This window comes from Leisingera sp. ABM4_103, assembly GCF_056158685.1.
Map to the genome: position 1 here is coordinate 1313911 of NZ_JBSWTU010000005.1, position 16223 is coordinate 1330133.

Sequence of the window (16223 nt, forward strand, 5' to 3'; positions counted from 1 at the left end):
TCCTTATGCGCCGGGGATTGGCATACCGGGGCTATATAGGAGAATTGATACTGGAGTGAAGGGGCCGGCCCGTGATCAGACGTTTTGGCGACACCCCGCAAAAGGGCCAGCGCTACCGGATTCGGCCTGGAGCTTATGCGCTCTTGCCGCGCGACGGTAAGCTGCTGATCACTTGCCAGTATGACCCGCACCCCGATTTGCAGCTGCCGGGCGGCGGTATCGATCCTGGCGAATTGCCGATCCCTGCGCTGCACCGCGAGGTTTATGAAGAAACCGGCTGGAAAATCTCTGCACCGCGGAAGGTGGGGGTATTCCGGCGTTTTGCCTATATGCCGGAATACGACCTGTGGGCCGAGAAGCTGTGCCATATTTACATGGCCCGTCCGCTGCGCCGCCTCGGTCCGCCGTTGGAGAAGGGGCATGAAGCGCTGTGGATTGACCCGCAGGAGGCGGCCATTCGGCTTGGCAACGCCGGCGACCGCCATTTTGCCACCCAGTTGGCGGCACGCCTGTGAAATATGTCCAAACCTATCGCCCAAATGCACAAAATCCCAGCCGCGGCCGGGACATCTTTAGACAGCCGCTGAGTCAGGTTCAGGGGCCCTGGTATTCGAACAACGTGGCTGAGACGTCATCCTCCAGCCCGTGTTCCTTGCTCATGACCTGGGTCAGGTGCCAATAGAGGTCGTCCAGGAATTCCTTGCCGCTCTGGTCAGAGCCGCATTTCTCCACAAGCTCAAGCAGGCCCTCCGGTTCCAGCATGGAACCGTCTTCCAGCCGAGCCTCGGTGAAACCGTCGGAGAAAAGCAGCAGGCGGTCGCCGCGTTCCATTGTGAATTCTTCCTGGCTGTAGCCGATGTCCGGCACCAGACCCACCGGCACGCCGCCTTTGCCGATAAATTCCATCTCGCCGCTCTTGCGCAGCAGCAGCGGGTGCGGGTGGCCGGCCTGCACCATTTTGATGACACCGCTGCGCAGATCAGCAATGCAATAGGCCATGGTGAAGTATTCTTCGATACCGGTATCGGCGATCAGACGGGCATTCAGCAGGCTGGCAACCTCTTCCGGCTGGCGCAGTGCATAAAAGCGGTTGAACCGCTTCTCCATCCCGACATTCTGGTCGAAGTAGTTGGAAGACAGATAGCCGCCCAGCCGCGCCGTCATCATCGCGGAGGTGATGCCGTGGCCGGAAACGTCGATGGAGTAGAAGCCGATACGGTTCACGCCCGGAGAGAACATGCCAACCAGGTCCCCGCCGATGTGCCCGCAGGGTTTCAGCAGCAGGCTGACAGTAGAGGAGCCAAAGGTTTTGGACAGCTCCGGCACCAGCGATTCCTGGATTTTGCGGGCCTGGATCAGGTCCTTGTCGATCGCATCATACACCCGCTGCAGCTCACCCAGGGTTTCAGAGACGATCCGGTTCTTCTCTGACAGCTCCCGCTGCATCCGCAGGATCCGCTCGCCCGCGGAAATGCGTGCACGCAGCTCGTCAGAGCTCACCGGTTTGGTCAGGAAGTCATCGGCGCCGGCGTCAAGCCCCTCGGCAACTTCGTTCTTTTCGCTCTTGGAAGTCAGCAGAATGAAATAGGCGTAATCCTCGCTGGAGCGGGCCCGGAATGCGCGGCAGAACTCCAGCCCGTTCATGCCCGGCATCATCCAGTCGCTAAGGATCAGATCCGGCGTTTCCGCCTGGCAGATCTCCATCGCTGCCTCGCCGCTCTCGGCTTCGACGACCTCAAACCCCCATTTCTTGAGTGAGGCCACAAGGATGCGTCTCTGCAGGCGGCTGTCATCGACAACCAGCACACGGCGTATTGATCCGGCCACAGTGTGGTCCTCGTTGTCCATCGAACTTTCTGGCAGCACCGAAGGCACCTCACAAATGGCATAATCAGACAGTCTTGTGATACTATCGGTCCAGAAATTTAACAGGCGGTGAAACCTAAAATTTGAGCTTCCCCCTTTATTTCACTATATCTTTACTGCAAGCAACTTAAGAAATCGCGCATGGCGACTGATCGTAGGGACAAGACACATGATTGACTGGCCGCGCGTGACCGAGCTGCGCGAAGAAGTGGGTGCAGAGGATTTCGAGGAAGTTGTTGAAATCTTTCTTGAAGAAGTCGAAGAGGTTATTGGAAAACTGCGAGGCGGCGACCGCAAGCAGCTGGAACAGGACCTGCATTTCCTGAAAGGCAGCGCGCTGAACCTTGGCTTTGCGGATTTTTCTGCGCTCTGCCTGGACGGTGAGAGAAAATCCGCACAGGGTGGCGCAGAAGGTGTCGACATCCCAGCCATCATTGCCGAATTTCAGGCTTCCAAGTCTGCCTTCCTGACAGGCATGTCCGAAAAATTCTGATCCCTGCGACGGACCTCAGATCACGAACTGCGCCAGCGTTTCGTCCCGGGTGATGTCTGTATAAGTCATTCCAGCCGCATCCAGCCTCGCAAACAGCTGCTCAAAATTTTCCGGCCGCTTGGTTTCAATCCCGATCAGGACAGAGCCGAAGTTGCGGGCCGATTTCTTCATGTACTCGAACCGGGCGATGTCGTCCTCAGGACCCAGGATGCCCAAAAATTCCTTCAACGCGCCGGGCCGCTGCGGCAGCCGCAGGATGAAGTATTTCTTCACCCCGGAATAGCGCTGCGCCCGCTCCTTGACCTCGGGCAGCCGTTCGAAATCGAAGTTCCCGCCTGAGGTCACGCAAACTACGGTCTTGCCGCGAATCCAGGAGCGCACATCCTGCAGCGCCTCGACCGACAGCGCGCCGGCCGGCTCCAGCACGATGCCCTCGACGTTCAGCATCTCGATAATGGTGGCGCAGATCCGGTCCTCGGAAATTGCAAGCACATCCGGCAGCGGCACGTCCTTCAGTATATCAAACGGCAGATCGCCGATCCGTCCCACCGCGGCGCCATCGACAAAAGTATCGACGGTGTCCAGCGGCACCGGCTTACCCGCTGCCAGCGCCGCACGCAGGCAGGCGCCGCCTTCCGGCTCGACAAACAGGCTATGTACGTCCTCGCCAAACCAAGAGGAGACACCCGCCGACATGCCGCCGCCGCCCACCGGCAGCAACACGTGATCGGGTGCCTTGCCCAGTTGTTCCTCAATCTCCACAGCAATGGAGGCTTGACCTTCGATCACATCGGCATCGTCGAAAGGCGAAAGGAAATGCCCGCCCTCCTGCGCGCACCACTCCTGCGCGGCGGCCAGGCAGATGTCGAAATAGTCGCCGACCAGGTGGATCTCGATATTGTCGCCGCCGAACATCCGGGTCTTCTGGATCTTCTGTTGCGGCGTGGTGACGGGCATGAAGATCACGCCGCGCTTGCCCATGTGGCGGCACATGAAGGCGACGCCCTGGGCATGGTTCCCGGCCGAGGCGCAAACGAACAGCTCCTGATCCGGCTGCTTGCGCATCGCATTCAGCGCGCCGCGGATCTTATAGGAGCGGACCGGGCTCAGGTCCTCGCGCTTGAGGTAGATGTCCGCGCCGAAACGTTCGGACAGATGCACGTTGCGCTGCAACGGCGTTGCGGGAAACACATCGCGCATCGCCTGTTCGGCGGCGCGGGCCTGGGTCTTGAAATCGCTCATGTATCCTTCAGTGGCGCAAGCCCGCCTCCAAGGCAAGAGGCGGGAGACAAGCATACATAAGAATACTGGGGATCAGACCGGGCGTCCTTCGACGTAATGGCCGTAAAGCGTGGTCATGATGCTGACGTTCAGAAGGCTCAGCATGACCGCAAATCCCAATTGCAGTGCGAGCGAGACGGCCGGGATTCCGGAAACTGCCGACAGCGTCAGCTCCACCGCGAGCTGTGCAAGAAACACACACACACCAAGCAGAAACAGAGCCGGGACTGCGCCCTTGGTAGCCTCCAATGCGTCACTCAGGCCGAATGGCCTGCCAACTGCCGCAGCAGGGAGAATGACCAGAAGCCGCGACAGAAACAGGGCGATGCCGATAAAGAGCACAATCAGGATGGCAGCCCCGAATAACCCCGCGGCCTCCACAAACGCGCTGCCGATGAAGGCAACCACCAGCAGAGCAATCACCGAAACGATGACCAGCTGGACCGCTCGTAGAAAGTAGATGAGGATATTGGAGGTGTGGAGCCGGGGAATCCAGCCTTCAGGCATCTCTTCCAGAAGCACATACCGGTGCCAGGCGACGACACCCCAGATGCTGATCAGCATGACGACGATCCAGACCGCCGCCATTTGCAGCAGCAAGCCGGAAGGCACACTGCCCAGCGCTACATTGACGGCCTGCCCCTGCGGTGCCAGCCCCGACTGTATGGCGGCATAAACCACGGCAAACACCACTGCGAACACAAGCAGCGTTGGGACCAGGAATATCTGGATTGCAGCCTGGAAATTCCGGAGCACCATGCTCACGGAATGCGAGAAAATCGACCAGCCCTTCATTGGGGTATTCTCCAAAAGATCTTTCTGTTTTGCCGCGCACGTTAAGCGTGTCCTGCTGATTAGAAAACCCCGGAAATCCTTGCCCTTCCGGGCAAAACCCGCTACGCCCCACACGTTCTGACCTGAGAGGGAATTCCATGTCCGCGCCCAAGAAAGTTGTGCTCGCCTATTCCGGCGGCCTCGACACCTCGATCATCCTGAAATGGCTGCAGACCGAATACGGCTGCGAAGTTGTCACCTTCACCGCCGATCTCGGCCAGGGTGAAGAGCTGGAGCCCGCCCGCAAGAAAGCGGAAATGCTGGGCATCAAGCCGGAAAACATCTTCATCGAAGATGTGCGCGAGGAATTTGTCCGCGACTTCGTGTTCCCGATGTTCCGCGCCAATGCGGTTTACGAGGGCCACTACCTGCTGGGCACTTCCATCGCCCGCCCGCTGATCTCCAAACGCCTGGTGGAGATTGCTGAGGCCACTGGTGCCGATGCGGTCGCCCACGGCGCCACCGGTAAGGGCAACGACCAGGTCCGCTTCGAACTGGCCGCCTATGCGCTGAACCCCGACATCAAGGTGATCGCCCCCTGGCGTGAATGGGACCTGACCTCGCGTACCCGCCTGCTGGAATTCGCCGAAGCGCATCAGATCCCCGTTGCCAAGGACAAGCGCGGCGAGGCCCCCTTCTCGGTCGATGCAAACCTCCTGCACACCTCCTCCGAGGGCAAAGTACTGGAAGACCCGGCGCAGGAAGCGCCCGATTACGTCTACCAGCGCACCGTGCACCCGGAAGAAGCACCCGACACCCCCGAATACATCGAGATCGGGTTTGAGAAGGGCGACGCTGTCAGCATTAACGGCGAAGCGATGTCGCCCGCGACCATCCTGACCGAACTCAATGAATACGGCCGCAAGCACGGCATCGGCCGCCTCGACCTGGTCGAAGGCCGTTTCGTCGGCATGAAATCCCGCGGCATCTACGAGACCCCGGGCGGCACCATCCTGCTGGAAGCCCACCGCGGTATCGAATCCATCACCATGGACCGCGGCGCGATGCACCTGAAGGACCAGCTGATGCCGCAGTACGCAGAGCTGATCTACAACGGCTTCTGGTACAGCCCCGAACGCGAAATGCTGCAGGCCGCCATCGACAAGAGCCAGGAGTTCGTCTCCGGCACCGTGCGTGTGAAGCTCTACAAGGGCCTGGCGTCTACCGTTGGCCGCTGGTCGGACAACTCGCTCTACTCCGAAGCGCATGTGACCTTTGAAGAAGACGCCGGCGCCTACGACCAGAAGGACGCCGCAGGCTTCATCCAGCTGAACGCACTGCGCCTCAAGCTGCTGGCCGCACGCGAGCGCCGGATCAAGAAGTGAGTGACCGAGACGGCATAGACGGCGATTTCGAGGACGATTTCGCGGAAGAGCTGGACATGTTCGTCGAGGCTCAGGACACCGTCTGGGCGGCTGTCCTGAGCGAACTCTCTGCAGGGCACAAGACGAGCCACTGGATGTGGTTCGTCTTTCCCCAGCTGGCCGAGCTTGGCCGTTCCCACATGGCGCAGCTTTACGGGATCGAGGACCTGTCGGAGGCCACCGCCTATCTGAACCACGAGAAACTGCGCGCCCGCCTGGTCGAGGTCAGCCAGCTGATGCTGTCCCATAGGGACAAGGCGCCTGAGCAGATCCTCGGCGGCATTGATGCCAAGAAACTGCGCTCCTCAATGACACTGTTTGCCGCTGTGCCCGGCGCGCCGGCAGAGTTTCAGCAGGTGCTTGATACCTTCTATGATGGCCAGCCCTGCCCTCTCACCCAGCACGCGCTTGCCGGCGGGTAATCCGCCCGCTTCCCCCTTGGTCAGTATTGCCCGGGCCGCCCTGCCTGCCTAACCCTCACGTCAGGCAAGGGAGGACTACATGGCACTTGAAGATATTGCACAAGGCATCCGCACCGGGCTCACCGGCAAAACGTTCGATGGCTCACTGAAATTCGATTGCGGAGATGACGGCGTCATCGTGCTCTCACAGGGGGATGCAACAACGCAGGACCGGGACACCGACTGCACGCTGCGCCTGTCCGCAGACAACCTGCAAAAGCTGCTCGCCGGCAAGCTGAACCCGATGACCGCGGTGATGATGGGCAAGATCAAGGTGTCCGGCGATATGGGCGTCGCCATGAAACTGAGCAAGCTGATCGGCTGATCGTCTTCCTCTTGCTCCAAATATCCTGGGGGTGAGCGCCGCAGGGGCGAGGGGGCAAAGCCCCCTCCAAACATCAGATCTTCACGGCTTTCATCTGCTCGTAATAGGGCATTGCCGCCTGCAGCACGGGCTGCAGCGCGTCCGGCACGTCCGGCAGCGGACCTTCGGCGCCGGCAAACCCGGTCGAATTCCAGACCGCGCCATACCAATGCTCGGCCCAGACGCCGTCATCCTTGTGCCCGCCCTTGGGCCAGCTCAGCATCTTCGGGGAATACGGAATGCCGATCGCCTCGCACAGCTGTTCCAGCTTGGCCGTCGGGTCCGCACGGATATCGTGGCTGTCCACCACCACCGGCGTCTGCCCCCAGCCGCGCACCAGGTCAAACAGCTCTGCCTGCTGGCGGAAACCTATGTCCTCCAACGTCGGATTCTCCCGCTTGGCCGCATAAGAGGCGATGACCCGAGCCGGATGGCGGATCAGAAAGACATTGACCGCCTCACGCATCCAGTCCCGGGGCACTCCCGGGATCATGTGCTGGGTCATGTGTTTCTGGTAATAGTTCGGCTTGGCCCCCGGCACTGGCCCCAGCAGCCCTTGCGCCACCGTTTCGGGATCCTGCGGCTGGCTCTCCAAAATCTCGCTCCGCATCGGATGGTCGAGACCGGTCATCGCCAGATAGGCGGCATAAAACGGTTCATCCACCACCGCGCAATCGCCGCGGTTGCCAAAGGCATACATCATCGCGGTCGACAGGTTCCGCGGTCCTGACCACATAGCAATCCGCATCACGCACACTCCCTTTCAATCAATTGCCTGTAGAGGCCCCGGAGGCGCTCGGTCACCGGGCCCATCTGGCCGCTGCCGATCTGCCGCCCGTCGATCTCCCCCACCGGGGTCTGCGCGCCGAAGGTGCCGGTGAGAAAGGCTTCATCCGCGCCGTAAGTATCCACTAGCGAGTAGTTGCGCTCATAGACCGGGATGCCGTTCTCGCGGCACAGATCAATCACCTTCTGCCGGGTGATACCGTTCATGCAGTAGTCTCCGGTCGAGGTCCAAACCTCTCCCTTGCGCACGATGAAGAAGTTGCAGGCGTTGGTGGTGTTCACAAAGCCATTCACGTCCAGCATCAGCGCCTCATCCGCACCGGCCTTCTCCGCCGCGATACAGGCGAGAATGCAGTTCAGCTTTGAATGGGAATTCAGCTTGGGGTCCTGCGTCATCGGCAACCCGCGGACATGCGGCACCGTCGCCAGCTTGATCGGGCGCGGCAGGTTGGGGCGCGAGTGCTCCATGATGATGGTCATGGTCGGCCCCTGCCGTGACAGGGAGGGATGCTGGAACGGCCGCGTCTTCACGCCCCGCGTCACCATCAGCCGGGCATGCGCATCCGTTGTCATGCCATTGGCCTTTTGTGTCTCTAACAAGGCGGTTTTGACCCCTTCCCGGTCGAGGCCGATATCCAGATCAATGGCCTTGGCCGCCTCGAACAACCGGTCCAGATGCTCGTCCATGAAGGCCCAGGTGCCGTTGTACAGGCGCAGCCCCTCCCATACGCCATCGCCCAGCATGAAGCCGCTGTCATATACGCTCACCTTGGCCTCGGCCTTGGGAACGATTTCGCTGTTCAGATAGATCAGGATCTCCTCGTTGCGCTGATCTTCTTCGGCTTGGTGAGTGCTCATCTTTTTGGTCATGGAATCCTCCTGCTGGCGGCACGTTAGTAAGATTGGATCCAATTTCCAAGCGGTAACTTTCTGTCACCTGTTTGTGAGGACCCCGCCTTCCGGGTTGAGAGGCGCGGCATCAGCCAGCAGGGTGGCATCAAAACAGGATGGAGGCAGAGATGCGTGTTCTGGAAAAACTGAAACCTTTGGCTCTGGCGGGCCTGATTGCCATCGGTACCGCAGCGCAAACCAATCCGCTGCAGGCCCAGTCCACTGAAGTCCTCACCGTCGCCGGCGGCTGTTTCTGGTGTGTGGAAAGCGATTTCGAAAGCGTGCCGGGGGTGGTCGAGGCCGTTTCAGGTTACACTGGCGGCAAGGTGGCGAACCCGACCTACAAGGACGTGACCCGCGGCAGCAGCGGCCATTACGAGGCGGTTCAGATCATCTTTGACCCGTCAAAAGTATCCCGGGAGAGACTGCTGGAGATGTTCTTCCGCTCGGTTGATCCGACAGACGCAGGCGGCCAGTTCTGCGACCGCGGTGAGAGTTACCGGACTGCGGTTTTTGTCTCTAACAAGGCAGAAACAGCCTTGGCTGACCGGGTAAAATCTGAGGCGCAGAAGGCGTTGGGGCAAAAGATCGTGACACCGGTTCTGCCGGCAAAGACCTTCTACAAGGCCGAGGATTATCACCAGGATTATTACAAGGGTAACAGCCTGGTATTTACCCGGTTTGGACCCAAGCGGCAGGCGGCTGCCTACAAGCGTTACCGCCAGGCCTGCGGCAGGGACGCAAGGGTGGCGCAGCTGTGGGGCAGCGCGGCACCTTTTGCCAAGGGGCATTAGGGCAGAGCATGCCCTCTTGGCCTGACAGCCATTTCCCGAAGAGGAATTGCACCAAGTAAGAACCAGGCCGCCCGGATCAGAAACGGGCGGCTTGAACCTCTGCAAGCTCCGGGATCACATCCGCAGTGCCATGGCGGGTGACCATCAGCGCCGCTGCGCGGCTGGCCTGCTCCATTGCCTCTGCCATCGGCAGCCCCCGGTCCAGACCTGACAGGACATAGCCGGTGAAGGTGTCGCCGGCCCCAGTGGTGTCGACCGCAGTGACCGGCAGCGCAGGCACGTCCAGAACGGCGCCTGTTTCACCGTCGATGTGGCGTGCGCCCTTGGAGCCAAGGGTAATGATCACATCCTTGACGCCGGTTTCACCGGGCGTCTTGCCGATGGCCTGCTGCAGCTGCTGGGCTTCCACCTCATTCAGGATCAGGAAATCCAGATACGGCAGCACCGCCTGCACTGCGTCCGCATCAAACGGGGCCGCGGCATAACATACCCGCAAACCCAGCTTCCGGCCCAGCTGTGCCGCCTCTGCCTGCAGGTTGGTTTCATTTTGCATCACCAGAATGTCGCCGGCGCTTGCCCGAGCCAGCGCCTGCTCCAGCTGTTCGCTGTTGAGTACACGGTTGGCACCCGGGAACAGGATGATCTGGTTTTCGCCGTCAGGCTCCACCGCGATGATGGCATGGCCGGTCGGCGTCTCCACTTGGGCAATGTGGTCCGTGGCGGCACCGTATGCCGTCAGACGTTCAATCGCCCAAGACCCGTCCGGTCCCACCGCGCCAATGTGGTGCACCTCGCTGCCGGCCCGGGTGGCGGCAACAGACATATTGGCGCCCTTGCCGCCCAAGAACCGGTCAAGACGCAAGGCGGCCAGGGTTTCCCCCGCCGCCGGCAGATGCGGCATGGAATAAACCATGTCCGCGTTGATTGAACCGAGGTTCCAGATCGCCATATCAGATCACCCGATGTTGCAAGCCGCCAGCACCGCCATGTTCAGAATGTCATTGGTGGTGGAGGTCGTCGAGCAGATCTGGATCGGCTTGTCGATCCCGGACAGGATCGGGCCGATCACTGTGGCGCCGCCCATTTCCTGCATCAGCTTGACCGAAATAGAAGCGGAGTGGCGGGCCGGCACGATCAGGATGTTGGCCGGGCCGGTCAGGCGCTGGAACGGGTAATACCGCTGCGCGCGCTCATTCAGGGCCACGTCCACAGTCATCTCGCCTTCGTATTCGAAGTCGACGCCGCGCTTGTCGAGCACCGTGGGAGCGACATGCATCTTTTCGGCCCGTTCCGACACCGGATAACCGAAGGTGGAGAAGCTGACAAAGGCCACCCGCGGCTCAAGCCCCATGTGACGGGCAACAACGGCGGCGCGTTCGGCGATATTCGCCAAGTGGTTCTCATCCGGCCATTCATGCACCAGCGTATCGCCGATCAGCACGATCCGGCCCTTGTGCAGCAGCGCGGTCACGCCGGCAACGCCGTGATCAGCATCTGCGTCAAACACGTGGTTGATCCGGTCCAGCACATGCGCGGACTTGCGGGTTGCGCCGGTCACCAGCCCGTCGCCATGCCCATGCGCCAGCATCAGGCTGGAGAACACATGCCGGTCGCGGCCGACCAGGCGGTGGATATCCTTGCGGTCGAAGCCCTTGCGCTGAAGGCGGTTGTACAGGAAGTCCTTGTACAACTCGAAATGCGGGGTGTTGGCGGCGTTCACCACCTCCAGCTCGCGGACAGCATCGCCAAGACCAGCTTTTTCCAGCTTGATCCGAACGTCCTCCTGCCGGCCCACAACCAGCGCCTTGCCGAAGCCGGAGCGCTGATACATCACCGCAGCGCGCAGCGCGCGCGGATCGTCACCCTCGGCAAAGATCATCCGCGACTGGGCAGAACGGGCCCGGGCGTTCAGCCCGCGCAGGATCGAGGCGGTCGGATCCATGCGGGACTTCAGACCGACCTCATACGCATCCATGTCCACAATCGGGCGGCGGGCGGCGCCGGTGTCCATGCCAGCCTTGGCCACCGCCGGTGGGATCCGGTGGATCAGACGCGGGTCAAAGGGAGTCGGGATGATGTAGTCACGCCCGAAGGACAGCGATTTGCCATAGGCCAGCGCCACCTCATCCGGCACATCCTCGCGCGCCAAGGCGGCCAGCGCGTGGGCGCAGGCAATCTTCATCTCGTCATTGATGGCGCGGGCATGGATGTCCAGCGCGCCGCGGAACAGGTAGGGGAAGCCCAGGACATTGTTGACCTGGTTCGGGTAATCTGAGCGGCCGGTGGCAACGATGGCGTCCACCCGGACTTCATGCGCCTCTTCCGGAGTGATCTCCGGATCTGGGTTGGCCATCGCGAAGATCACCGGGTTGTCGGCCATCGACGCGACCATCTCCTGGGTGACGGCGCCCTTGACCGAAACGCCCAGGAAAACGTCCGCACCGCGCATTGCCTCTTCGAGTGTACGCAGGTCGGTCTGGATTGCATGGGCCGATTTCCACTGGTTCATGCCCTCGGTGCGGCCCTGGTAGATCACACCCTTGGTGTCGCAGGCGATACAGTTTTCATGCCGCGCGCCCATCGCTTTCAGCAGCTCGATGCAGGCGATGCCAGCAGCGCCGGCACCGTTGAGGACGATCTTCACATCCTCGATCTTCTTGCCCGACAGATGCAGCGCGTTGATCAGACCTGCCGCGCAAATCACCGCGGTGCCGTGCTGGTCATCGTGGAAGACGGGGATATCCATCTCCTCTTTCAGGCGCTGTTCGATGATGAAGCATTCCGGCGCCTTGATGTCTTCCAGATTGATGCCGCCAAAGGTCGGCCCCATCAGCTTGACCGCCTCGATGAACTTGTCCGGATCTTCGGTGTCCAGTTCGATGTCTATCGAGTTCACATCGGCAAAGCGTTTGAAGAGGACCGATTTGCCTTCCATCACCGGCTTGGACCCCAGCGCGCCCAGATTGCCCAAGCCCAGCACCGCGGTGCCGTTGGAGATCACCGCCACCAGGTTGCCCTTGTTGGTGTAGTCATAAGCGGTTTCCGGGTTTTCCGCGATCGCCTCGCAGGGCACCGCAACACCGGGGGAGTAAGCCAGCGACAGATCCCGCTGCGTGGTCATCGGGACAGTGGCATTGATCTCCCATTTACCCGGAGACGGCTCCAGGTGGAACGCCAGGGCTTCCTCGTCGGTGATCTTGTTCTTGGGCATTTAATCTCTTGTCCTCTCCTCGTCGCGGACCGTCTTATCCCAGCCCACCGCGCCCCTCAATCCGGGGTTTCAAGAATTTGTATAGCCAGAATTGAGATAAATGCGGCTAAAAGGCGATAAATACCGTCAGGTTTTCGCCTCAAAGCAGACCCCGGGATGCTGCATTTTCTTAATAAGCGTTAATCTGCACCTGCCTGTCAGGTGGCGCTGTGGCTCGACTCCAATAGCCAGGAAAGCACTCGTCAGAAGGACGGCAGTCCGCCCGTACTCCGGGCTTTCGGATCAAGAAAAGGAACATTGCGGAATGATAAGCTTCCACAACAATTCCGGTGCTATGGTTGCTTTGCAGACGTTGGGTGGCGTCAACACCCAGCTCAACACCGTCCAAGACAGCATATCCACCGGCCGGGACGTCAATACCGCCCAGGACAATGCCGCCCTCTGGGCGATTTCCGAGCTGATGAACTCGGATATCTCAGGGTTGCGGTCAGTCTCCGACTCCCTGTCGATGGGCGAAGCCACCGTGGCGGTCGCCTCCGCCGGGGCGGAGCAAATCACCGAAACCCTGACCGAGATGCGGTCGCTCGCAGTGATGGCCAGCAGCGGCATGGGTGACTTCAGCAAGTTTGAAGCGGCCATGGCGAAAAAGACCGAGAAGATTAATTCGATCATCTCCGCCTCCGGCTTCAACGGAGTGAACCTGCTGAAAACGGATGTCGACGGCGCCGGCGGCATCTCTCTGACCGTTGCGTCCGGACTCTCCGGAACTGGCGGCCTATCGACGCTCAGTGCAGATGGCGTGGACTTTGAAGGCAGCCCGCAGTTCGACCTCGCCAACCGCACTGCAATCACCGACAGCGCCAGCGCGCTCACGGCCCTGGGAGAGATCGAAGGCTTTTTGTCCTACGCCATCGACAGTTCCGCCGCCTTGGGCGCCAGCGCCAATCAGCTTGCGGAACAGGGGAATTTCGTCAGCAAGATGTCGGATTCAATCACCCAAGGCGTGAGCTCGATGATCGACACCAATATGGAGGAAGCGGCAACCAAGCTCCTGGCACTGCAAGCACAGCAGCAGCTGAGCACATTGTCGCTGTCCATCGTCAGCACGATGCCCGACACGCTACGCAACCTCTACTGACAGCAGGCTGCCGCCGGCGTGCTTGGCGGCAGCCACATCCGGGTTTTCCTCGGACCGCCCCCATTGTAGATGTCTGGCAATGACGACCCCGGGGGACTTTTCATGACCGTAACGCCCATGATGGCGCAGTATCTGGAGATCAAGGCAGCGTATCCGGACGCGCTGCTTTTTTACCGGATGGGCGACTTCTACGAGATGTTCTTTGAGGACGCCGTGAATGCGGCAGAGGCTCTGGATATCGCGCTGACAAAACGCGGCAAGCACAATGGCGATGATATCCCGATGTGCGGCGTGCCGGTTCATGCCGCCGAAGGCTACCTGCTGACGCTAATCCGCAAAGGCTTCCGTGTCGCGGTGGGAGAGCAGCTGGAAAGCCCGGCCGAGGCCAAGAAGCGCGGCTCCAAGTCGGTGGTGAAACGCGATGTGGTGCGTCTGGTAACCCCCGGCACCCTGACCGAGGATTCCCTGCTGGAAGCGCGCCGCCACAACTTCCTGGTCTCTTATTCCGAACTTCGGGATGAGGCTGCGCTGGCCTGGGCCGATATTTCCACCGGCGCGTTTCACGTGATGCCGGTAGCCCGGGTCCGCCTGTCGCCGGAACTGGCCCGCCTGGCGCCTTCTGAACTGATCGTCGCCGATGGCCCCGCCTATGAGGCCGCTCGCCCGCTGGCCGATGAATACAAGATCCCGCTTACCCCGCTGGGCAAGGCGAGCTTTGACAGCACCGCAGCTGAGAAACGCATCTGCACCCTGTTCAGCGTCAGTGCGCTAGACGGCTTCGGCACCTTTACCCGCGCCGAGGTTTCGGCGATGGGCGCGCTGATCGACTATCTGGAGATCACCCAGAAGGGCAAACTGCCGCTGTTGCAGCCTCCGCAGCAGGAAGCGCAGGACCGGGTGGTGCAGATCGACGCCGCCACCCGCCGCAACTTGGAGCTGACCCGCTCGCTGTCCGGCGGCCGCGCCGGCTCGCTGCTGTCAGTTGTGGACCGGACTGTAACCCCCGGCGGCGCCCGTCTGCTGGAACAACGCCTCTCCAGCCCGTCGCGCAATCTGGACACCATCCATCAGCGCCTGGCGGCCCTGGACTTTGCGGTCGTGCAAACGCAGACCGCCGAGGACCTGCGCGCCGCCTTACGCAAGACACCGGACCTGGACCGGGCGCTATCCCGCCTCGCGCTGGAGCGCGGCGGCCCGCGCGACCTGGCCGCCATCCGAAATGGTTTGTCGCAGGCGGAGGTGATTGCGGAACTCTCCAGCGGCAAGGAGCTTCCCGCACTGATGGCCCGAGCGATCTCGGATCTCCAGGAATTCGACGATCTGCTCTCCCTCCTCGACGCGGCCCTTGTCGCCGAACCGCCGCTGCTGGCCCGTGATGGCGGCTTCATCGCCGCCGGCTATGATCCGGAACTGGACGAAGCCCGCACCCTGCGCGACGAAGGCCGGTCTGTCATCGCGTCCATGCAGCAGAAATACGCGGAGCACACCGGTGTCTCCTCCCTGAAGATCAAGCACAACAACGTGCTGGGCTACTTCATCGAAACCACCGCAACCCACGCGGACAAGATGATGTCGCCGCCGCTGAACGAGACCTATATCCACCGCCAGACAACCGCCAACCAGGTGCGGTTCACCACGGTTGAGCTGAGCGAGATCGAGACCCGGATCCTGAACGCCGGCAATCTGGCGCTGGAAATCGAAAAGCGACTCTATGCAAGGCTTTCTGGCGCTATTCTGGACACCGCGGCCCGCCTCAACACGGCCGCCCGCGGGCTGGCGGAACTGGACCTGCTGACGGCACTGGCCGATCTGGCACGGGGGGAAAACTGGACCCGCCCCAAGGTCGACAACAGCCGTGCGTTCCACGTGGAAGGCGGCCGCCACCCGGTCGTGGAACAGGCCCTGCGCCAACAGGGCGGCGAGACCTTTGTGGCCAACGACTGCGATCTCACGGCACAGGACGGCGCGGCGGTCTGGCTGCTGACCGGTCCGAACATGGCCGGTAAATCGACCTTCCTGCGCCAAAACGCGCTGATCGCCCTGCTCGCCCAAATGGGAAGCTATGTGCCCGCGGAAAACGCCCATATCGGCATCGTCAGCCAGCTGTTCAGCCGTGTCGGCGCCTCCGACGACCTGGCACGCGGCCGCTCGACCTTCATGGTGGAAATGGTGGAAACCGCCGCCATCCTCAACCAGGCGGACGACCGTGCGCTGGTCATCCTTGATGAAATCGGACGCGGAACCGCCACGTATGACGGGCTGTCCATCGCCTGGGCCACGCTGGAACACCTCCATGAGGTGAACCGCTCGCGCGCGCTGTTTGCCACACATTACCACGAGCTGACGCAGCTCGCCGCCAAGCTGGACGGCGTCGACAACGCCACAGTCGCGGTCAAGGAATGGGAGGGCGAAGTGATCTTCCTGCACGAGGTGCGTAAAGGTGCTGCTGACCGGTCTTATGGCGTCCAAGTAGCCCAGCTTGCTGGCCTCCCCGCGTCCGTTGTTGCCCGTGCGCGCGACGTGCTCGACATGCTGGAGCAAGGCAGCCGCGAGGGCGGGTCCAAGATCCAGATCGACGACCTGCCCCTCTTTGCAGCCGCCCCGCCGCCGCAGCCCAAGGCACCGTCTGGCCCCTCAGCCGCCGAGGAGCTGCTGGCCAGCATCCATCCGGACGATCTTTCTCCGCGGGAAGCGCTGGAGATGCTCTACAAACTGAAAGAGGCTGCGAAATAAGGCAAAG

15 protein-coding genes are annotated in these 16223 nt (G+C 61.3%); 8 read left to right on the forward strand and 7 right to left on the reverse strand.

All coding sequences use genetic code 11. From position 1 onward, the window contains the following. Positions 1 to 71 precede the first annotated feature (71 nt). Positions 72 to 515: an NUDIX hydrolase gene (locus tag ACXAED_RS07840; RefSeq protein WP_475048468.1), complete on the forward strand. Its 444-nt coding sequence runs from the start codon at positions 72 to 74 to the stop codon at positions 513 to 515. A 79-nt stretch (positions 516 to 594) separates the two neighbouring features. Here the strand turns inward: ACXAED_RS07840 and ACXAED_RS07845 are convergent, their stop codons facing one another. After that, positions 595 to 1848, reverse strand: coding sequence for a PP2C family protein-serine/threonine phosphatase (locus ACXAED_RS07845; protein ID WP_475053049.1), 1254 nt, complete (start codon positions 1846 to 1848; stop codon positions 595 to 597). Between the two features lie 187 nt (positions 1849 to 2035). Between ACXAED_RS07845 and ACXAED_RS07850 the strand changes: the two genes are divergently transcribed. After that, entirely contained in the window at positions 2036 to 2359 is a 324-nt protein-coding gene (locus ACXAED_RS07850) for an Hpt domain-containing protein (protein ID WP_475048469.1), read from the forward strand. A 15-nt stretch (positions 2360 to 2374) separates the two neighbouring features. On the opposite strand, the gene ilvA is transcribed toward ACXAED_RS07850, so the two are convergent. Together ilvA and ACXAED_RS07860 are read right to left on the reverse strand one after the other, a co-directional pair. Then, positions 2375 to 3601: a threonine ammonia-lyase IlvA gene (gene ilvA / locus ACXAED_RS07855; RefSeq protein ID WP_475048470.1), complete on the reverse strand. Its 1227-nt coding sequence runs from the start codon at positions 3599 to 3601 to the stop codon at positions 2375 to 2377. A 72-nt stretch (positions 3602 to 3673) separates the two neighbouring features. Next, positions 3674 to 4549 carry a hypothetical protein gene (locus tag ACXAED_RS07860; protein ID WP_475048471.1) on the reverse strand — a complete coding sequence of 292 codons (876 nt, stop codon included), beginning with the start codon at positions 4547 to 4549 and terminating at the stop codon, positions 3674 to 3676. Between the two features lie 23 nt (positions 4550 to 4572). On the opposite strand from ACXAED_RS07860, the gene ACXAED_RS07865 reads away from it, so the two are divergent. The 3 genes from ACXAED_RS07865 (at position 4573) to ACXAED_RS07875 (ending at position 6624) form a co-directional block, all read left to right on the forward strand. Then, positions 4573 to 5799 carry an argininosuccinate synthase gene (locus ACXAED_RS07865; protein ID WP_475048473.1) on the forward strand — a complete coding sequence of 409 codons (1227 nt, stop codon included), beginning with the start codon at positions 4573 to 4575 and terminating at the stop codon, positions 5797 to 5799. Then, positions 5796 to 6260 carry a DUF1810 domain-containing protein gene (locus ACXAED_RS07870; RefSeq protein WP_475048475.1) on the forward strand — a complete coding sequence of 155 codons (465 nt, stop codon included), beginning with the start codon at positions 5796 to 5798 and terminating at the stop codon, positions 6258 to 6260. The genes ACXAED_RS07865 and ACXAED_RS07870 overlap by 4 nt, the downstream gene beginning before the upstream one ends. Before the next feature lie 79 nt (positions 6261 to 6339). Then, positions 6340 to 6624: an SCP2 sterol-binding domain-containing protein gene (locus ACXAED_RS07875; RefSeq protein ID WP_475048478.1), complete on the forward strand. Its 285-nt coding sequence runs from the start codon at positions 6340 to 6342 to the stop codon at positions 6622 to 6624. Between the two features lie 73 nt (positions 6625 to 6697). On the opposite strand, the gene ACXAED_RS07880 is transcribed toward ACXAED_RS07875, so the two are convergent. Continuing rightward, positions 6698 to 7411: a sulfotransferase-like domain-containing protein gene (locus ACXAED_RS07880; RefSeq protein ID WP_475048480.1), complete on the reverse strand. Its 714-nt coding sequence runs from the start codon at positions 7409 to 7411 to the stop codon at positions 6698 to 6700. Beyond that, positions 7411 to 8319 carry a D-amino acid aminotransferase gene (locus tag ACXAED_RS07885; protein WP_475048483.1) on the reverse strand — a complete coding sequence of 303 codons (909 nt, stop codon included), beginning with the start codon at positions 8317 to 8319 and terminating at the stop codon, positions 7411 to 7413. Before ACXAED_RS07885 ends, ACXAED_RS07880 begins: the two co-directional genes overlap by 1 nt. A gap of 149 nt (positions 8320 to 8468) precedes the next feature. Here ACXAED_RS07885 and msrA point away from each other — a divergent pair, with 149 nt between their 5' ends. Next, positions 8469 to 9134, forward strand: a complete 666-nt coding sequence (gene msrA / locus ACXAED_RS07890; protein ID WP_475048484.1) for a peptide-methionine (S)-S-oxide reductase MsrA — start codon at positions 8469 to 8471, stop codon at positions 9132 to 9134. A gap of 76 nt (positions 9135 to 9210) precedes the next feature. Here msrA and ACXAED_RS07895 read toward each other — a convergent pair whose 3' ends face one another. Together ACXAED_RS07895 and ACXAED_RS07900 are read right to left on the reverse strand one after the other, a co-directional pair. Next, entirely contained in the window at positions 9211 to 10083 is an 873-nt protein-coding gene (locus ACXAED_RS07895) for a ribokinase (RefSeq protein WP_475048486.1), read from the reverse strand. A gap of 6 nt (positions 10084 to 10089) precedes the next feature. After that, positions 10090 to 12345: an NADP-dependent malic enzyme gene (locus tag ACXAED_RS07900; RefSeq protein WP_475048488.1), complete on the reverse strand. Its 2256-nt coding sequence runs from the start codon at positions 12343 to 12345 to the stop codon at positions 10090 to 10092. A 304-nt stretch (positions 12346 to 12649) separates the two neighbouring features. Between ACXAED_RS07900 and ACXAED_RS07905 the strand changes: the two genes are divergently transcribed. Both ACXAED_RS07905 and mutS read left to right on the forward strand, forming a co-directional pair. Beyond that, positions 12650 to 13483 (forward strand): flagellin, encoded by an 834-nt coding sequence (locus tag ACXAED_RS07905; RefSeq protein WP_475048490.1) that lies wholly within the window; start codon positions 12650 to 12652, stop codon positions 13481 to 13483. Positions 13484 to 13585: 102 nt separating this feature from the next. Beyond that, positions 13586 to 16216, forward strand: a complete 2631-nt coding sequence (gene mutS / locus ACXAED_RS07910) for a DNA mismatch repair protein MutS (protein WP_475048493.1) — start codon at positions 13586 to 13588, stop codon at positions 16214 to 16216. Positions 16217 to 16223: the final 7 nt, after the last annotated feature.